This window comes from Arthrobacter sp. alpha11c, from assembly GCF_054149985.1.
The window spans coordinates 2,660,114-2,677,313 of the sequence record NZ_CP196747.1; the positions used below are offsets into that span (position 1 = coordinate 2,660,114).

Genomic DNA, 17,200 nt, shown 5'->3' on the forward strand with positions numbered 1-17,200 from the left:
CCTTTCGGGCCAACGCTCTCTCACGTAACTCCCATTTGAGGTTCGACGGCGGCACTGACCCCGTTCGTCGTCGTCGAACCTTAACCATCAGTCTTCTTTCGCTCCCGCCGGGCAAGATCAAACTTGTTGGAGGCACCCGTTTTCCGTAGGAGGCTGGAAATGTGCGAACTCACCGTTTTCTCGCTGATAAACAGCGATTCAGCAATCTCCCTGTAGGTTCTGCCAGCAACGACATAGTCCAGAATGGTGGCCTCCCGCGCCGTCAGCCCATGGCGGTTGCTGCCCTCAGGCTTGGGCCGCGTGATGGGGGTTAGCGAGATCCTGGCTTGGTCAGCGAGTTGCTCCAAAACCCTCTGCACGGGAACAGCTTGGAGGTCGCGCGCCAGTTGGAGTCCTGCGCGGAGGATCTCCGATGCCCGGGCCTTGGCACTGTGGCCCTGCAGCAGGAGCGCTTCGGCGGCGCGCTGGCATGCATAGGCATGTTCCCAAGCCAGGGAAGCGTCCCTGCAGGCATTAGCTGTGCGAATCCAGTCATCGGCATTGCCGTGATCTCCCCGTGCACGGCCCAGTTCCGCCGCATAGAGGCTTTGGAAGGCAAATAGTTGGCGTTGATACAGCTCCGATTGTTCTCCCGATTCGTTGAAAACATGAGGAAACCGCTCCTCCAGTTGGGCTAGTTCGGAGAGCCGCCCAGCTGTTGGTTTTCCTTCGTCTTTGGCCTTTTGGATGAGATCGGCGAGAGCTCTGGCCGCCAGGGGCAGCAACCACTCGCACATGGTAGGTGGCGGTCCGGGGCGCAGGGCACCAGTCATCGCGGCCTCAAGCGAAGCCTCCGGCTGGCCGTCAACAGCATTGACCTCGGAACGGACTGCCGCGAAGTTGAGGTTGAGATAGGCCTCAGTGTTGCCATTCACTTCTTCTGCGCGGGCTAAATGGACAAAAGCATCGTGTGTCCGCCCTTGCAATGCATCCAGCCGTGCCGCTGTCAATCGGGCGCTCACATCCCCCATAGGACCAGGGTCCAAGCTGATGGCGATACGCAAGGCCGTCTGCGCCTCGCGCCAGGAGCCAATTCCGACGAAGCTGCCGGCTTCATCCGCTGCGATCTTGGAGATGTAGGAGTGGGGAGCCTCGTGCCTGGCCAGTTCCTCGCGGGCGATGTGGAGAACGTCCGCGTACTCTTGGCTGATCCAGCTCTCCTGGGAGTTGGCAAGCCAAGCCACGGCATGGAGGTACCCCCAGTAATCCTCGGCTCGAAGCGCCTCTGCCGCTGCAGATTTGGCCAGGCTGAAGGCCTCCTCCGAGCGCCTGGCGAAAAGCTGCACCATTGCGGCGGCTGTCAGCGCGTAGGACATGGCTATGGGGTTTTTCGTCAGCCGGGCAAGCGTAAGTGCCTGTGCCGCGTCTTCAGCTCCGCCAGCGCGGTCAAGCCACAGTGCAGCGTGCGTATACTCTGCCAAAGCCAGCGCGTGCTGCCAGCTTTGAGGATCAGCCGCAGAAAGCTGAACCGCCCGTTCCATCTCCGCCAGGTCAAAGAAGGACCTTCCCGTGGACATGGACAGATGCATCCGCCTCACAAGCCAAGCAGCCGTTTCCAAGGGTTCGGCCGTGGGCTCGGTGAGCGAGATCAATGACTCCAAAGCCTCAAGTTCAGCTTTCTGGTCACCGGAGCGGAATGCGGCGTTCCTCACCTGGTCCCAAAGTTCACGGAGACTCTCCGGCACCAAGCCCGCTTTGTCCCTGAGCTCCACTGCCCGACGGAACATTCGCAGGGCATCGCCCCAATTTCCGAGGTGGACATGTTCCGTGGCTGCACGAACGGTCCATTTATAGGCAGGCGCCCATCGTTCAGCGTGGTAGTGGTGTTCGGCCAAGGAGGCGATCATCCCGAAAGTAGGCTGTGCCCCGAAAGACAAGGAGTTCTCATAAGCGTCGGCAAAAGCTGAATGCCAATAGCGCCTCTCCGCGCCGTCCATGCCCTGCTCGAGCATCTCCGCGATGAGTGGATGGTGAAACCAGTAAGTGCCATCTGTCAGCAGATCCACGATCCCCGCGGTCGCAGCTGCCTGGAGCATAGGCAAAACTGTTTCCTGGGTGATAGTTCCCTTGGCAACCGTGCGTAGTTCAGCAGCGTCCACCGATCGTCCGGCGATAGCCAGAATCCGGGTCAATTGTTGCGCAGCTTTAGGTAGCCCCTTCCAGGATCTGAGGACGGCACCCCTTAGATCCGGCGGAAAGCCATCCCGGATCTGCCTGCCGTTGGCACTCATGCCCCCGATCAAGAGACTGGTGAAGTAAGGGTTTCCGGCGGAGTGTGCGTACACTTCCGTAACCAACGACTGGGACGGCGGCACACCCAGTAGCCGGGACATTTGAGTAGCAGTTGCAGGCCTGTCCAGAGGCTGAAGTGTCACGACTTCGACGGTCGGCAGCCGACGGATGTCTGTCATCCATCGCTCAAGAGACTGGTTTTCCATCGAGATGTCTGAACGGACGGTGGCCACAATGCCCAAGGAACGGTCTGCGGGCCCCGCGATGAGGAACATCAGGATATCCAGTGTTTGTGGGTCGGACCACTGAAGATCATCGATCACCAGGAGCACGGGCCTGGAACTGCTGAGCCTGGTCAGCCACTCGTCTACCAAAAGCGGGCTGTCCACGCGTGCTTCAACCATTGCGTTACTGCTGAAAGGCGCTGGCGTCCCCGGCTGGGCTGCACCGTGGAACGCCGAACGCAGGGCTTGAAATGGCACCTTAAGTGACGTCAGCGGCAGTGCCGCCCCACTGAGAACGAGTACATCCTGGCCGGCCGTGGCACAGATCTGTCCTACCAGCGCCGTCTTGCCCACACCCGCGTCGCCGGACACGATCAACGTCCTCGACGCTCCAGCCCGCACGGCGTCGACCATAGCCTCGAGTTCAGCCAGTTCATCTTCCCGGCCCACCAGAGCAGGCCCGTTGGAGTTGGCCCTAATAGCCACCGTTCAAGCTTCGCACCCTGCCGACGCGTGGGGTAGATCCAAGGGAATTTACGGGGATTTTAAGGGTGAAGTCCGGATGCCCCGGTACTGGGGCGCGGCGCAGAGTGAAGGTACCCACAAGCACCACTCAAAAGGAAGCAACCATGCGTGAATCTGTAAGCCCCGCGCGGCGTCTTTGCCTCGCCTTACTCTTTGTCCCGTTCGTTTTTCTTTCCCCGGCGCATGCCACGGCGGACGTGCCAGAGGACAACACCCCCACAATCTATGTCAACTGCCTCCTCGAACGGATCGGCACGCAACTTGTTCGCTGCGATAATTTCACCGGCGCCGGCGTAGATGCCCCGTATTGGATCCCGGAGCAAAAATGATCGCGCCCGTGGATCACTGGGCAGGACATGAGAGAAGATCCGGCAAAACACCGCAGGACATGAGAGAAGATCCGGCAAAACACCGCAGGACATGAGAGAAGATCCGGCAAGACACCGCAGGACGTGAGAGAACGTCCGGGGGTCAGGACGCGAACTGTTTCCTCAGCTCCACCTTGCGGATCTTCCCACTGGCAGTCCGCGGCATTTCCTCAACGAAAACCACGGACTTGGGGATCTTGTAGCGGGCGAGCCGGCCTTCCAGATGCGAGCGCAGCTGTTCCTCGGTCAGGGAAGCACCTTCCAGCAGTGTCACGATGGCGCGGGGAACCTCGCCCCATTTGTGGTCGACAACCCCAATGACGGCAACACTTCCCACCTCCGGGAGTTCCGCGATCGCGGCTTCCACTTCGGCCGGATAGATGTTCTCGCCCCCGGAAATGATCATGTCCTTGATGCGGTCCGAGACGAACAAGAAACCTTCATCGTCCCGGAAGCCCATGTCCCCGGACCGGAACCACACCGAATCAGAGTAACTATCAGCCGTGGCTTCAGGCCTGTTCCAATACTCCCTGATGACGTTTGGGCCGGAAATCTGGATCTCCCCCACTGCGCCGGGAAGAGCGAGCCCAACTATCGGGTCTGCAATCCGTACGTCGGTAAAGAAGTGCGGCAGTCCTGCGGAACCGGCTTTGTCCTTGGACCTCGACGCTGGGAGCATCGTGGCGCCCGGGGCAGTCTCGGTCATGCCGTAGCAACTCGTGAATCCAATGCCCCGCTGCTCATACGCGTCCAACACGCGCTGCGGAACAGCAGACCCTCCGCACGTGAGCTTGTCCAGGGAGGTGAGGTCCGCCGTCGACCATTCCGGATGGTCGCAGAGCATCTGGAATGTGGTGGGCACACCGTTGAGCGTGGTGACTTTGTGCTGCCCGATCAGCTTGAGGACGCGGGCGGCATCGAACTTGGTTTCGAGCACCACTGTGGCGCCTTTGAGCAGCATGGGCAGCAGGCCCATATCCAGGGAGGCCACGTGGAACAGTGGTGAAATCATCAGAGCGACGTCGTTCCTGTTCAGGTCCATGTCCACCACAGTGTTGAAACAGTTCCACGTGATGTTCCCGTGCGTGAGGAGTGCGCCTTTGGGCTTGCCCGTGGTTCCGGAGGTGTAGAGGATCATCGCCGGGTCGTCCAGGCCCACGGCTACATCAAGCGGGGTCCCGGCTGCCGCTTGAAGTACCTCGTCATAACGTTCGACGCCGGATGGCGGCTTGACAGCGAAACCTTGTGTCCCGCCGTCGGGCATCACTACAAGCCGGTGGGTCACAGCGGTGTCCTCCACCGAGGCAGCGGCTGCCGCTTCAAGCGCCTCGGCGCTGATCAGGACGCGTGCACCTGAGTCCTGAAGTTGGAACTGCAGCTCCGGAGCGGCGAGCCGGGTGTTCAGCGGGACGAAAATCGCACCGAGCAGCCCGCAAGCGAAGAAGGCCTCAACAAACGATGAATGGTTCTCACCGAGGTAGGCCACCCTGTCCCCCATGACCACACCTCTGTCCTTCAGTGCGTTGGCGAGGTAATCAGTGCGATCAGCGAGCTCCGTATAACTCAGGATGCGATCCCCGGAAACGAGGGCCGTTTTGGGACCCGACTTGGCACGGCGACGGTGCGGCCAGGATCCAACTCCGTTGTTGTCCATGGTGCGGTACTCCTAACTGACCGAGGTGAGGTCGTTGTTCTTAGATTCCCGCGTTAGCAGGATGAACACAATCGAGACCAGCGACATGACGGAGAGAAAGACCACCACCGGGAGAATGTTCTGGGCGGAATCCTTGTAAAGGCCAGCCACGATGCCCGGGGTGAAACCCGCGCCGATCAAGGTCGCCAACTGATACCCGACGGCCGCGCCGGTGTATCTGTTGGTGGTACCGAACTGCTCGGAGACGAATGCTGCAAGTGGCCCGTACAGGGACGAGTGCAGAACGAGAGCCACCGTAAAAGCCAGGAAGATCAAGGCGATATTGCCGGAGCTGAGCATTCCGAACATGGGGAACAGGTAAAGGATAAACAGTGTCAACCCTGTGACCATGATTGGCCTGCGTCCGAAGCGGTCGGACATTCTGCCGCCGAGGAGCACGAACAGGATGGAGATGGCGGAGGCTCCCGCGAACGCGTATAGAACGCCTTGCTGCGGTGCGCCCTTGGAGACAGCATAAGTGACCGAGAAGGTCGGCAGCACAACTTGGAGGCCGAAGCCGGCGGCACCCGCGAACATAATCATGATGAGGGCCTTGGGGCGACGCAGCACTTCCAACAGCGGAATCTTGCGTTTGGTGCTTTGGGCGCCCTCCTTGGCCACGGCCTCAGCAAAGATGGGGCTCTCAGAGACCCGCAGCCTCACGAACATGCCGACGATCAGCAGCACGAAGGACAATAGGAATGGCACGCGCCAACCCCATGCCAGGAACGCGTCCTGCGGAAGCGCCGAGAAGATACCCATCACCAATGTGCCCAGTACGGCCCCCGTTGGGGCGCCTGCGTTGACGAACGATGCTGCGAAGCCGCGCCGCTTGGGATCGGAGTGTTCCAACGCCATCAGCGCAGCGCCGCCCCATTCACCACCGACGGCGATACCCTGGCACACCCGCAGGACCACCAGGATCACGGCTCCCCACGGACCGATGATGCTGGCACCAGGAATCAGGCCGATCAGGGTGGAGGCGATGCCCATCATCGCCATGGAGACGATGAGCATTCCCTTGCGGCCGATCAGGTCTCCGAAGTGGCCGAAGATGATGCCGCCCAGGGGCCGGGCAACATAGCCGGCAGCGAAAGTAGCGTAGGCGGCTACGACGCCAACCCACTCATCAGTGCCTGCGAAGAAGACCTTGGGGAAAGCCACCGCGGCGGCCGTTGCGTACAGCAGGAAGTCGTAGAACTCGATGGTGCTGCCCAGATAGCTGGACAAAATGACCGTACGCGCTTCTTTGCGCTTCGCGGCCGTGCTCGCAGTTGCGAGTGCAGTGTGTCCTGACATGGCTGTTCCTTGGGAGAGGAGGGGTGGGTTCTTTGAAAGGGGCTTACTTATAGAAGCGGGCCAGGAATTCGGCCACGACGGCGGGGCGTTCCTGGCCTTCGATTTCGATAGTGGCGTTGACCTTGATTTGGGCCCCGCCCTTAACCTCGGTCACGTCGGCGATCGAGCCCTGCATGCGGACCTTTGATCCGACCTTGACTGGGGAGGTGAAGCGGACCTTGTCCAGGCCGTAGTTCACCTTGGTGGTGACGCCGTCGACGTCGAAAAGCTCACCCCAGAACGGGATGATCAGGGACAGTGTGAGGAATCCGTGGGCGATTGGGGTACCGAACGGGCCATCCTTGGCGCGCTCGGGATCGGTGTGGATCCACTGCTGATCGTCCGTGGCGTCAGCAAAGAGATTGATCTGCTGCTGGGTGATTTCCCGGTAATCGGTAGTGCCGAGGTCCTTGCCGGACATGGTGAGCAGCGTGTCGAAATCGACGACGAGATTGGGCATCGTTGCCTCCTTGTTGGGGTGTTGCTTAGTTGGGGTGTCTGTTAATGGGTAAAAGCGCTGACGCCCGTGAGGGCGCGGCCAATGATGAGCGCGTTGATGTCGTGGGTTCCCTCGTAGGAATAGACGGCTTCGGCGTCGGCGTGGAAACGCGCGACGTCGGTTTCGAGCGTGATGCCGTTGCCCCCGACCACTTCGCGGGCCAGTGCGACGGTCTCGCGCATGAACAAACTGGTCTGCATCTTGGCTAGTGCTGAATCCTGGTCCCGGTAAATCCCACGGGCCTGTTGTTCGGTGAGCCGGACCACCAGCGAGAGCGAAGCCGTGATGTTTCCGAGCATCCGGGCCAACTTCTCCTGCACCAATTGGAACGACCCCAGTGTGCGCCCGAACTGTTGACGTTCGTTGACGTAGGCCAACGCTGCTTCGAACGCTCCGGCCTGGATGCCGGTGGCGATCCATGCAACATCCGAACGCATAGCCCGGAGCATTTCGGCGACGTCCTTGAAGGAGTTCACGTTCTGCAGGCGCATGGCCTCAGGAACCCGTACCCGTTCAAGGCTGATGTGGGCGTTCTGCATCATCCGCAACGCGGTTTTGCCCTGGATCTTCTCCAGGGACACCCCGGTGGCGGTACGGTCCACGAGGAACGCCTTGACCTGCCCATCTGCGACGTCACGGGCGAACACGCACAGCACGTCAGCCGTGGAGGCGCCCCCGATCCACCGCTTGGCGCCGTCCAAAACCCAGCTTCCGCCGTCGCCTTCTGCTGCGAAACGGGCCGTGGTGGACAGCCCGCCGGCGATGTCGGAACCGTGGTCCGGTTCGGTCAGGGAGAAGACGCCTCTGAGCGAGAAGTCGATGACCTTAGGTAGCCATTCGCGCTGCTGCTCCTCAGAGGCACCTATCTGGATTGCGGTCCGGAAGAGTCCGGCCTGTGCCGTGTACCAAGTGGCCAACGACGCGTCCGAACGCGCGAGCTCGAAGATCCGGAACCCGTGGTAGATCCCACGGGCTGGCGACTCAAAGGGTTCCATGAGGTCCAGTTCGATCAGGGGCCCTGCCAACTGCTCCGGGAACTCGCCCCGTTCCCAATACCCGGCCAGGAGCGGTTTCGCTTCCGCGTCGAGGAAGTCCCGCAAGCGGGATAGCACCTGACGTTCCTCAAAGGACAAGAGTGACTCGGCGTCATACCAGTCAGCTGCGGGGTAGAGGCGCTGTTCCACAGCGCTTGCCGTCATCTCAACCACCCAGCCCGAGCAGCCGCACTGCGTTGTCCTTGAGGATCTTCGGCCGGACCTCGTCCGTCAGGGGCAGATCATCGAATGCTCTGAGCCACTTTTGCGGGGTGATCAGCGGGAAGTCCGTTGCGAACAGCACCTTGTCCTGCAGGACTGAATTGGAGTGGCGCACCAGTGACTCCGGGAAGTACTTGGGCGACCACCCGGACAGGTCGATGAACACGTTGGACTTGTGTGTGGCGATGGAGTTGGCCTCGTCCTGCCATGGCACCGAGGGGTGGGCCATGATGATCTGCAAGCCAGGGAAGTCCGCGGCCACGGCGTCGAGCAGCAGTGGGTTGGAATAAGCCAACTTGATCCCATACCCACCAGGAAGCCCCGCGCCCATGCCGTTCTGGCCAGTGTGGAAGATGGCGGGCAGCCCAAGTTCCTGAAGCGTTTCCCAGAGAGGGTAGAAGCGTTCATTGGACGGATCGAACCCCTGCAGGGACGGGTGGAACTTGAAGCCCCTGGCACCGAGCTCAATAGCTTGGTACTTGGCACCGGCGATCGCGTCCTCACCTGTGCGCGGGTCAACGCTGCCGAAAGGAATCAGCACATCGTTGTTCCGGGCAGCCCCAGCGATCAATTCCGGGATGCTATTGGGTTCGTGCTTGAGCTGCGTCCGCGCGTCGACCGTAAACACGACGGCGGCCATGTTCAAGTCCCGGTATATCTGCGCGATGCGGTCCAGCGACGGCGTCCGGTCCTCAGCTTTGAAGTACTTCGCCGACGCCTCCGTAAGCGCGTCCGGAAGGGATCCGTGCCCGCAGCTGTCCACCTCCACGTGGACATGCATGTCGATCGCATCCAGTGCGGATGCGTCGATGCCAAGTTCGTAACGGTCGGCCATGGTCAGCGGGCCTAAGCAGTTATGGCCGCAGCTACGGGCTGGAGTTTTTGGGGCAACGGTAGGAATTCCTCGCCGTAGCTCTGCAGGGCCTCCGCTCCGAAGAGGGACCCTGCGTTGTCGCGGAGGGCTTCGTAGCTCCAACCGCCGTCGCGGTATTCAGTGGTTGCGGCCGTCGGGTGCGTCCAGACCTGCAGCCGGTCACCGCCGGCGCCAATTACCTGCCCGGTAATATGGGCGGCCGAGTCCGAGGCGAGGAACGCAATTAGCCCAGCGACGTCGTCGGCCGTGCCGAATCCGAGGTCGTGACGGAAGAAGGACGGCATGGCCTCGCCGCGTTCCTCAGCCTCCACGGCCTTCTGGAAGTAAGGAACGGTCTTGGTCATGGCAGTGGCCGCCACAGGGATCACAGTGTTCACCGTTACTCCGGCCTTCTTCATTTCCATCGCCCACGTTCGGACCATGCCAACGATTCCGGCCTTGGCTGCGGCGTAGTTGGTCTGGCCGAAGTTGCCGCGCTGGCCGGTCGGTGAACCGATGGTGATGACGCGGCCGGCGACGTTGTTGTCCTTGAAGTATGCGAACGCCTCGCGGACACATGTGAAGGTGCCCTTCAGGTGGACGTTGATGACCAGGTCGAAGTCCTCATCGGTCATCTTCAAGAGGCTCTTGTCCCGCAGGATACCTGCGTTGGTGACCAGGATATCCAGCCGCCCGAACGCCTCAACAGCGCCTGCTACGAGCGCCTTTGCAGCGTCGGTGGTGCCCACCGGAACCACGACGGCGGTGGCCCGACCGCCGTCGGCCTCAATCAACGCGACTGCTTCTGCAGCGGTCCCAGGGTTCACGTCATTGACCACGACGGCGGCGCCTTGGCGGGCGAGCTCCCTCGCGTAAGCGAGTCCAAGACCCTGTCCACTCCCGGTGACGATTGCAACCTTGCCGTTCAAGCTCATGGCGTGCTCCTTCGCATGCAGTAACCGGCCGGAGCCGGTGGGGCCGATCCCACTGCCCCGTGAGATCCTTGTCATGATCAATGAGATTACGGATCATTGAAAAAGTCAATGATTGTTTTTGTTTACTATTGGAGTTGTCATGGGCACGCAAAGCACCAACGTCGAAACCCCGCGCCTCGCGGCCGCGAAAATTGGGAACGACGTAGGCCTGCTGCTCGCCAAACTCCACGCCACAGGGTCAGTCCTGAATAACCGCGCCCTGAGCGATTTTGGACTGCGGGAAAGGTCCTTTTCAGTACTGACGCTCGCCTGCAGCGGACTCGAACCGACCCAGCGCGAACTTGCCGACTTCCTCAGCCTTGACCCCAGTCAGGTTGTGAGCCTCGTGGACGACCTGGAGCACCGGGGCCTGGTAGAGCGAGCGCAGGGAAAGCAGGACAGGCGCGCCAAGATCATCGTCTCCACAGCCGAGGGCCGCCGAATCCACACGAAGGCCCGCGCTGCCCTGGAGGTGTGCGAACAAACCCAGCTCGCGGCATTAAATGAAGAGGAGAACGCCCAACTCAGGGCGCTATTGAAGAAGGCTCTGTGGGGGTAATCACGGCTCCGGTCCGGTTGCGGTCCCGGCGCCGCGTTGGTGATTTTCCGGCCCTTGCCGTGAATTGGATGAGCAACATGGCCGCCAGGGTCAGGACCGCACACACGGCGAAGGTTCCTTGGTAACCGAAGGTTGTCATTGATCCGAAAGCAATGATCGGACCTGAAGCTACGGCGCCAATGCGCCGGGTATTGGTGAAGATACCGGCTGCCAGGCCTGGACGCGGGATGATCTGCTGGAACAGGGTCAGGCCTATGCCCGCCACGACACCGAAGAACCAGGCATGCAGGATCTGAAGGAGCAGCAGTGTGATGGGATCAGCCACGAAGGTCATTCCTGCGTAGTACAAGATTCCGGCTATACAGCCCGATGTTATGAGCACCGTTCCGGACAGGTTACGGCTGAGCCGCCCGATCACCAGGACGGCAGGTATCTCGAGCGCTGCGGCGACGCCCAGGGCAATACCCGCCCAAATCAGCTCCCCGCCCATTCTCTGGCCTACGAAGAGTGCCATGATGGTCACGGCGCTGCTGTCAGTTGCCTGAAGCAGCGTAAAACCTATGACCACACCAGTAACGGCCCATTTGGATGTCAGCGGGCTGTCAGTTTGATGGTCGCCAGACACGAAGTCTGCTTTGTCGGCGGTGGTTTCCCTGCGAAGAGCGGCACCGGTCACCACGAGATTCAGGAGGGCAACGGCTGCGAGAGCGGGCAAAATCGCCCGGCTACCAAGCGCCCCCACCATCAGCGCGGCCAGCGGTGGCCCGGCAACCCATGAGAAAGAGACGATCGCACGCATATTGACCACGTCCGATGAGCCCGCCCCCGAATGCTTAAGATGGGCAAAAAACAGGGACATGCCAACCCCTGATGGTCCGCCCAAAGCTATCAGGGCAATCACGGCTACTGGCAATGTTGTGGTGAAGGCCAGTACGCAGGGAAGTGCCAGGGCCAAGAACCCGCAGAGCAGCATCGGCCGCAAGTAGTCGCGCTTCCTGTCCGCATATGCCGGGATGAGCAGGGAGGCCAGAAAGCCGCCAGCGTTGTACACGGCGAGGACCCAGCCCACATCGGCCGGCGACGCGTGGAAAAGATCCACCAGCATCAGGGCAAGGGCAGGAGTGAGGAAGGCAAACTGCAGGCCCCACAGCAACGCCATGGAAGACGGGAGTAACTGGCGCACTGCTGGTCCTCTCGAAGGGAAATCCGATCTCCACCAGACAACCAGTCCCTTCCTTAACGCGGGAGGGCTTGGTGTGCGGGGTACCCGCAGTACCTGCCAGGACCGATTGGGCATCCGTCAGACAACTGGACATGTGCACCGCCTCCCTGCGGGGCGATATGCAACCGTCCATATCGCGGCGTTCAGGCATATGTCAGGATCAAAGTTCACATCCTGATACCCCGGAATGGACCATGAACCTCCCACTTTTCCACGACCCCCTTCAGAGCCGCGTCACCGTCGACGCAACCGTGCGTGACCCAAGGATTGGACGCGATGGCGCGTTCCGCCGCGACGCCCGGACACGCATTTCTCCCCGGACCACCCGACCCTCCATGCGCGCAGCCAAGTCGACACGGCAGCGCGAGGTGGCCAAGGTTGCCGAGGATCTCCAGGCGTTGATCGCCAGGGCTGGGATGAAGTCCTGAATAGGCATTAACCGGCGACGTCGGCCAGGAATAGATCCTGCCGTGACCCGGCAAACGCACTCACGAGGACTACCATCCACAGCATGAGTATCCGCATCGGTACCTCGGGCTGGAGCTACGACCACTGGGAAAAGGTCCTCTACCCACCGGGCCTGCCCACAGCCAAGCGTCTGGCGCACTACGTGGCGCGGTTCGACACCGTGGAGCTCAACGCGAGTTTTTACCGCTGGCCGCGGGACACCGCATTCAAAAGCTGGCACGATCGTTTGCCGGCTGGATTTGCGATGTCGGTCAAGGCACCCCGCGGTCTCACGCATGGGAAAAAGCTGTACAGCCCTGAAGTGTGGGTGGAACGCATTACCCGCTGCTGGCACGAGTTGGGCGAAAAAAGAGCTGTGCTGCTTGTCCAGCTTCCTCCAGATTTTGCCCGCGATGATGCCCGCCTGGATTATTTCCTGGCAGCCTTACCCCACTGGATTCGCGTGGCGGTGGAGTTCCGGCACGATAGCTGGGACCACCCTGACGTTTACGCGTTGCTTGAACGCCACGAGGCCGCCTACTGCATCATGAGCGGCGCGAATCTGCCATGCATCCTCCGTGCCACCGCACCCTTCGTTTATGTCCGGCTGCACGGACCGGATCCCGAACACCTCTACGGTGGTTCGTATTCGGAGGAGGATCTTCGCTGGTGGGCGGACCGGATCCGTGAGTGGAACAGCACGGGCAAGGACGTGTACGCCTATTTCAACAACGACGGCGGTGGTAACGCCGTGCGCAATGCCGACACTTTGCGGCGGCTGCTTGGGAACGGCTGACTCGCTAAGGGCGAGCCAGCCGGCGGGTCCTAGCTCAGGCGACCACGCACGATCTCGCTGACGGTCTTGCCATCGAAGCGTCCTGCAACCTTGGCAGTGACTGGCTTCATCACGGCGCCGATTGAACGCATTGAGAGTTCCTGTCCGTCGGCTTTCAGAGCGGCGATGGCTTCGTCGACGATGCCTTCCACTTCTTCGCGGCTTAGTGGCTTGGGGAGGTACGCCTCGATGATCTCAGCCTCCGCAACTTCGGCGGCCGCCCTGTCTGCTTCCCCGGCTTCGGTGTAGATGCGTGCGGTATCCCGGCGCTTGGCAGCTTCCTTTTGGAGCAGTGACGTAACCTGCGCATCGTCCAAGTCGATGGGCGTTTTGCCCGATTTCTCGCGAGTGGTGATCTCACCCAGGACATTCCGCACGGTGGTGAGCGCTGTCTTGTTGCCCGCCTTCATGTGGCCGACGACGTCTGCTTTGAGGCGATCTTTCAGTGACATTGTGCTCCTTGATCGGGGTTCCTACTTGCCATCGTAGTCAGTCCCCAAGGTCGACGCGGACCGGAACAAGGGTCCGGAAAATTTTTCCTTGCGGAGCATTTAGTAAGCATGCTTAGCTTATTGTGCCGCTGGAATTCCTTGTAGGAACCGGTTGGCTCACCGATCGCACCGAGGAGCCTTAGCGCTACATGGGAGGGACAACCATGCATCTAAACGAACGGGAGCGCAGGGTGCTGCAGCAACTCGAACGGGAACTTTTCATCCAGGATCCTGACTTGGCCCGTCAACTGGAAACAGGAATCCCCGCGCGTCGCCCCTATGCACCGCAGCCCCGCCACGTTCTTGCTGTAGCAGTTGGAGTGCTGCTGATGCTGTTGGCCATACCAATCAGTCCGTCCCCCTTGGGATACTGTGGCTTCCTTCTGATGGCCTGGGGATTAGTGGCACATCGCGTTCAGAAGGCCCGTTCCACCTCCGGCTGAGCCTATTCCTTTTCCAATCCCGCATCGGGTGGTATGGCGGGACGTACTTCGGGCAGAGTCAGCCCGGAGAGCTCCTTCTCGGTTGGGCCACTGACCACCACTTGCGCGGGGCTGTGCAGGAGGTATCCGTTGAGCCAGGAAAACAATGCACGGACTTTCTGCTGGACCCCGGACAACAGGGCCAAATGGACCAAGAGCCAGGACAAGAAAGCGAAAAGGCCCTGCAACTGGATTCGATTGCGGCCCAGTTCTGCTACGGCAGCACCGCGGCCCACCATAGCCATATAGCCCTTATCAACGTAGCGGAAGGGAGTACGGCTTCCGCCAGTAAGGTCTGCAAGGATGTTGGCCGCTGCCCACTTTCCCGCTTGTTGGGCTACGGAGCCAAGCTGGGGCAACTTCGCGCCAGTGGAATCGGTGATGTTCGCTGCATCCCCGACGACGTACACACCGTCCACGTCCGGGGCGGTCAAGTCTGGACGAACATCGACACGCCCGCCTTTGCCCTGTGTCAGCCCCGAAGCGCTGATGAGGTCTCCCGCTTTCAGACCGCCTGCCCAAACAACGATCTGCGCGGGGACGAAGCTCCCGTCAGCCAGCGCCACACCGTCGGTTCGCACCTCGGTAACGCCCACTCCCATATGCAGCTGGACGCCCACCTTCCCAAGACGTTCGGTGGCGTAGCGCTGGGACTTCGTGGAGAACATATTCAACACGCTCGGAACCATGTCCACCAGGTGCACGCGGCAGCGGGCAGCGAGCTCGGGAGAGAAGTACTTGCGGACCATGTACTTCACGTTTTCTGCCATGGCCCCGGCAGTCTCCACGCCTGTGGGACCTCCTCCGACCACTACGACATCCACAAGGCCGTCCGAGGTTCTATCAGCCTGGTCAAGCAGCCGCGTAATGGCGGTGCCCAGCCTGGTGGCGTCCGTAACGGAGTACAGCGGGAAAGCGTGTTGCTCGGCACCTGGGGTGTTGAAGAAGTTGGGAACGGCACCTACCGCAATAACCAGGATCTCCGCCCGCAAAGTCACGCCATCGGAGGTGGTGACTGACCGTTGCGCAGCATCAATAGAGGCAATACTCGCCGTCAGGACTTTGACGGTCTTGTAGCGGCGGAAAACGGAGCGCAGCGGGCGCGTAATGGCTGAAACCCCGATCTGGGAGGTAGCCAGTTGATAAAGGAGTGGCTGGAACTGGTGGTAGTTGTTCGAGTCAATCAACAGGACGCGGACGCCCTTCCGACCGAGTTTTTTGGCTGCCGCGACGCCTGCAAATCCGGCACCCACCACGATGACTTGGTATGTGTCCTCCATGCGAGCAACTTACTTCACCATGGGTTCCGGCAACAGTGCTTGACAGTCTTCAGCTGTGGACAAGGTTCGACGCCGGGTGGCTGCCCAGCGCTGCGGCGGAAGGTCGCCGTCGTGCGTTTATTCTCTGGTCCCGTGGGTACGCAGTGGGTAGTGTTCTGCATTCGGCGAGGGCGCGCGAAGGAGTTGGTTTTCTTGAACGACGACGGACTGACAGAGGCGGTGCAGGAGGCCGGGGCTGTTGAGTTGCTGCTGGTCCGGCATGGAGAAAGCGAAGGCAACGTGGCCGCGACGGAAGCCCGCCTGGCGCGGGCTGAGGTCATTGACGTTCCCGCCAGGGACCCTGACGTGAACCTCTCGGATACCGGCCAGGATCAGGCCAAGGCACTGGGAACGGCGCTGTCCCGGATTGCGGAGGAGTTCCGTCCGGACGCGGTGGTCTCCTCTCCCTATGCACGTGCCCTTCAGACAGCGGAAATTGCCGTTCAAACGGCTGGCTGGCCCCTGAAAGTCCACACGGATGAACGCCTCCGGGACCGGGAATTGGGCATTTTGGACAGGCTCACCCGCTTGGGTGTGGAAACGCGTTACCCGGATGAGGCCGAACGGCGCCTATGGCTGGGCAAGCTGTACTACCGGCCACCGGGAGGTGAATCCTGGGCTGACGTAGCGCTTCGCCTGCGATCCGTCCTGGACGAGCTCAACAACCTGGGAAGAGGACACCGCGTGATGCTCGTTTGCCATGACGCGGTGATCCTGCTGGTCCGATACGTCCTGGAGGGGATGTCCGAGCGCGAGATCCTTGACCTCGCCGCCGGAACAACAGTCTTGAACGCATCGATAACCCGGTATGTGCGCCCCTCTGGTGCTGGTCCGTGGACGCTTGATAGCTTCAACGTGGCCGACCATCTCACGGAGCAGGGCGTCACGGTTACCGAGCATGCCGGAGATGCCAGTGTCCACCCACAGTGATTTCAACGGCACCACCGGCCCCACGCAAGTGACGCCGTCGCTTCTGCGCGATTGGCCGCTGCCTGCTCCTGGCAAAGATAAATACTCACGCGGCGCCGTGCTGGTCATCGGCGGCGCGCGAACCACTCCAGGCGCCACCATCCTGGCCGGCATCGCCGCTCTCCGCGCGGGGGCCGGAAAGATGACGTTGGCAGTGGCGGAGTCTGTGGCGGTGCAGGTGGGAGTAGCGTTCCCGGAGTGCGGGGCGGTGGGCTTGCCGGAGACTGCCGATGGGTCCATTACCGGTGAGGGGCTGGACCTCATCTCAACGTATTTGGAACGGGCAGACGCCGTGTTGGTCGGGCCCGGTCTGGATGATTCCGATCTGGCCGGGGAATTGCTCAGCAGGTTGTTGGAGCGGGAGGAGCTCAGAGACGGGCCGGCCGTTGTCCTCGACGCCTACGCCCTCGGCGGGCTGGTGAAGATAAAGGACAAGCTGGAACCTTGGCGGGGCCGGTTGATCCTCACTCCTAACCCGACTGAGGCGGGAGTCCTGCTGGGACGGGACGTAAACCACCTCGAAACTGACGTTGCCGCCGTCGCCGAACAGTATGGCGCCGTGGTGAGCTGCCAGGGCGTAATCGCACGTCCATCTGGAGAAGGCCCTGGGGACCCTGAACTGTGGAAGATCACCACCGGATACGGAGGCTTGGGTACCTCAGGCAGTGGAGATGTACTGGCCGGTGCCATCACCGGGCTCCGGGCGCGTGGAACCAGCGGCGCACAGGCTGCCTGCTGGGGAACCCACCTCCACGCCGCCGCGGCCGACCGCTTGGCCAGCAAGCTGGGCCCGCTCGGGTTCCTTGCGCGCGAACTCGCCGACGAACTGCCCGCCCTTATGCTGGAGCTGAACACCTGAAACACGGAGCCTCGTA

17 protein-coding genes are annotated in these 17,200 nt (G+C 61.3%); 7 read left to right on the plus strand and 10 right to left on the minus strand.

Annotation, left to right across the window (positions count from 1 at the left end):
• Positions 1 to 80 precede the first annotated feature (80 nt).
• On the minus strand, positions 81 to 2,981 hold the full coding sequence (locus ACTAQJ_RS12040) for a helix-turn-helix transcriptional regulator (RefSeq protein WP_498696388.1): 2,901 nt from the start codon (positions 2,979 to 2,981) through the stop codon (positions 81 to 83).
• A gap of 143 nt (positions 2,982 to 3,124) precedes the next feature.
• Between ACTAQJ_RS12040 and ACTAQJ_RS12045 the strand changes: the two genes are divergently transcribed.
• Positions 3,125 to 3,349 carry a hypothetical protein gene (locus tag ACTAQJ_RS12045; protein WP_498696389.1) on the plus strand — a complete coding sequence of 75 codons (225 nt, stop codon included), beginning with the start codon at positions 3,125 to 3,127 and terminating at the stop codon, positions 3,347 to 3,349.
• Between the two features lie 142 nt (positions 3,350 to 3,491).
• Here ACTAQJ_RS12045 and ACTAQJ_RS12050 read toward each other — a convergent pair whose 3' ends face one another.
• From ACTAQJ_RS12050 to ACTAQJ_RS12075, 6 genes are read right to left on the minus strand one after another with little or no spacing between them, the layout of a single operon-like run.
• Entirely contained in the window at positions 3,492 to 5,042 is a 1,551-nt protein-coding gene (locus ACTAQJ_RS12050; RefSeq protein WP_498696391.1) for an acyl-CoA synthetase, read from the minus strand.
• 12 nt (positions 5,043 to 5,054) lie between these two features.
• Positions 5,055 to 6,380 (minus strand): MFS transporter, encoded by a 1,326-nt coding sequence (locus tag ACTAQJ_RS12055; RefSeq protein ID WP_498696393.1) that lies wholly within the window; start codon positions 6,378 to 6,380, stop codon positions 5,055 to 5,057.
• 43 nt (positions 6,381 to 6,423) lie between these two features.
• Entirely contained in the window at positions 6,424 to 6,879 is a 456-nt protein-coding gene (locus ACTAQJ_RS12060) for a MaoC family dehydratase (protein WP_498696395.1), read from the minus strand.
• 41 nt (positions 6,880 to 6,920) lie between these two features.
• The gene (locus ACTAQJ_RS12065; protein WP_498696396.1) at positions 6,921 to 8,117 is read right to left on the minus strand and encodes an acyl-CoA dehydrogenase family protein; all 1,197 of its coding nucleotides are present in this window, start codon (positions 8,115 to 8,117) and stop codon (positions 6,921 to 6,923) included.
• A gap of 1 nt (position 8,118) precedes the next feature.
• A complete protein-coding gene (locus ACTAQJ_RS12070) occupies positions 8,119 to 9,009 on the minus strand; it encodes an amidohydrolase family protein (protein WP_498696398.1) in 891 nt (296 codons plus the stop codon).
• 11 nt (positions 9,010 to 9,020) lie between these two features.
• Positions 9,021 to 9,962: an SDR family NAD(P)-dependent oxidoreductase gene (locus tag ACTAQJ_RS12075; RefSeq protein WP_498696401.1), complete on the minus strand. Its 942-nt coding sequence runs from the start codon at positions 9,960 to 9,962 to the stop codon at positions 9,021 to 9,023.
• A gap of 139 nt (positions 9,963 to 10,101) precedes the next feature.
• Here ACTAQJ_RS12075 and ACTAQJ_RS12080 point away from each other — a divergent pair, with 139 nt between their 5' ends.
• Positions 10,102 to 10,560, plus strand: a complete 459-nt coding sequence (locus ACTAQJ_RS12080; RefSeq protein ID WP_498696404.1) for a MarR family winged helix-turn-helix transcriptional regulator — start codon at positions 10,102 to 10,104, stop codon at positions 10,558 to 10,560.
• Here ACTAQJ_RS12080 and ACTAQJ_RS12085 read toward each other — a convergent pair.
• Complete coding sequence (locus ACTAQJ_RS12085) at positions 10,526 to 11,743, minus strand: MFS transporter (protein WP_498696405.1); 1,218 nt, start codon at positions 11,741 to 11,743, stop codon at positions 10,526 to 10,528. The genes ACTAQJ_RS12080 and ACTAQJ_RS12085 overlap by 35 nt on opposite strands.
• Before the next feature lie 233 nt (positions 11,744 to 11,976).
• On the opposite strand from ACTAQJ_RS12085, the gene ACTAQJ_RS12090 reads away from it, so the two are divergent.
• The gene (locus ACTAQJ_RS12090) at positions 11,977 to 12,210 is read left to right on the plus strand and encodes a hypothetical protein (RefSeq protein ID WP_498696407.1); all 234 of its coding nucleotides are present in this window, start codon (positions 11,977 to 11,979) and stop codon (positions 12,208 to 12,210) included.
• A gap of 83 nt (positions 12,211 to 12,293) precedes the next feature.
• A complete protein-coding gene (locus ACTAQJ_RS12095) occupies positions 12,294 to 13,025 on the plus strand; it encodes a DUF72 domain-containing protein (RefSeq protein ID WP_498696408.1) in 732 nt (243 codons plus the stop codon).
• Between the two features lie 29 nt (positions 13,026 to 13,054).
• On the opposite strand, the gene ACTAQJ_RS12100 is transcribed toward ACTAQJ_RS12095, so the two are convergent.
• Complete coding sequence (locus ACTAQJ_RS12100) at positions 13,055 to 13,516, minus strand: GatB/YqeY domain-containing protein (protein WP_498696409.1); 462 nt, start codon at positions 13,514 to 13,516, stop codon at positions 13,055 to 13,057.
• A 203-nt stretch (positions 13,517 to 13,719) separates the two neighbouring features.
• Here ACTAQJ_RS12100 and ACTAQJ_RS12105 point away from each other — a divergent pair, with 203 nt between their 5' ends.
• Positions 13,720 to 13,998, plus strand: coding sequence for a DUF3040 domain-containing protein (locus tag ACTAQJ_RS12105; protein WP_498696411.1), 279 nt, complete (start codon positions 13,720 to 13,722; stop codon positions 13,996 to 13,998).
• Between the two features lie 2 nt (positions 13,999 to 14,000).
• Here the strand turns inward: ACTAQJ_RS12105 and ACTAQJ_RS12110 are convergent, their stop codons facing one another.
• Positions 14,001 to 15,317: an NAD(P)/FAD-dependent oxidoreductase gene (locus ACTAQJ_RS12110; RefSeq protein WP_498696413.1), complete on the minus strand. Its 1,317-nt coding sequence runs from the start codon at positions 15,315 to 15,317 to the stop codon at positions 14,001 to 14,003.
• Positions 15,318 to 15,500: 183 nt separating this feature from the next.
• Here ACTAQJ_RS12110 and ACTAQJ_RS12115 point away from each other — a divergent pair, with 183 nt between their 5' ends.
• Both ACTAQJ_RS12115 and ACTAQJ_RS12120 read left to right on the plus strand, forming a co-directional pair.
• Positions 15,501 to 16,286 carry a histidine phosphatase family protein gene (locus tag ACTAQJ_RS12115; RefSeq protein ID WP_498696414.1) on the plus strand — a complete coding sequence of 262 codons (786 nt, stop codon included), beginning with the start codon at positions 15,501 to 15,503 and terminating at the stop codon, positions 16,284 to 16,286.
• Positions 16,264 to 17,184 (plus strand): NAD(P)H-hydrate dehydratase, encoded by a 921-nt coding sequence (locus ACTAQJ_RS12120; RefSeq protein ID WP_498696416.1) that lies wholly within the window; start codon positions 16,264 to 16,266, stop codon positions 17,182 to 17,184. The genes ACTAQJ_RS12115 and ACTAQJ_RS12120 overlap by 23 nt, the downstream gene beginning before the upstream one ends.
• Positions 17,185 to 17,200: the final 16 nt, after the last annotated feature.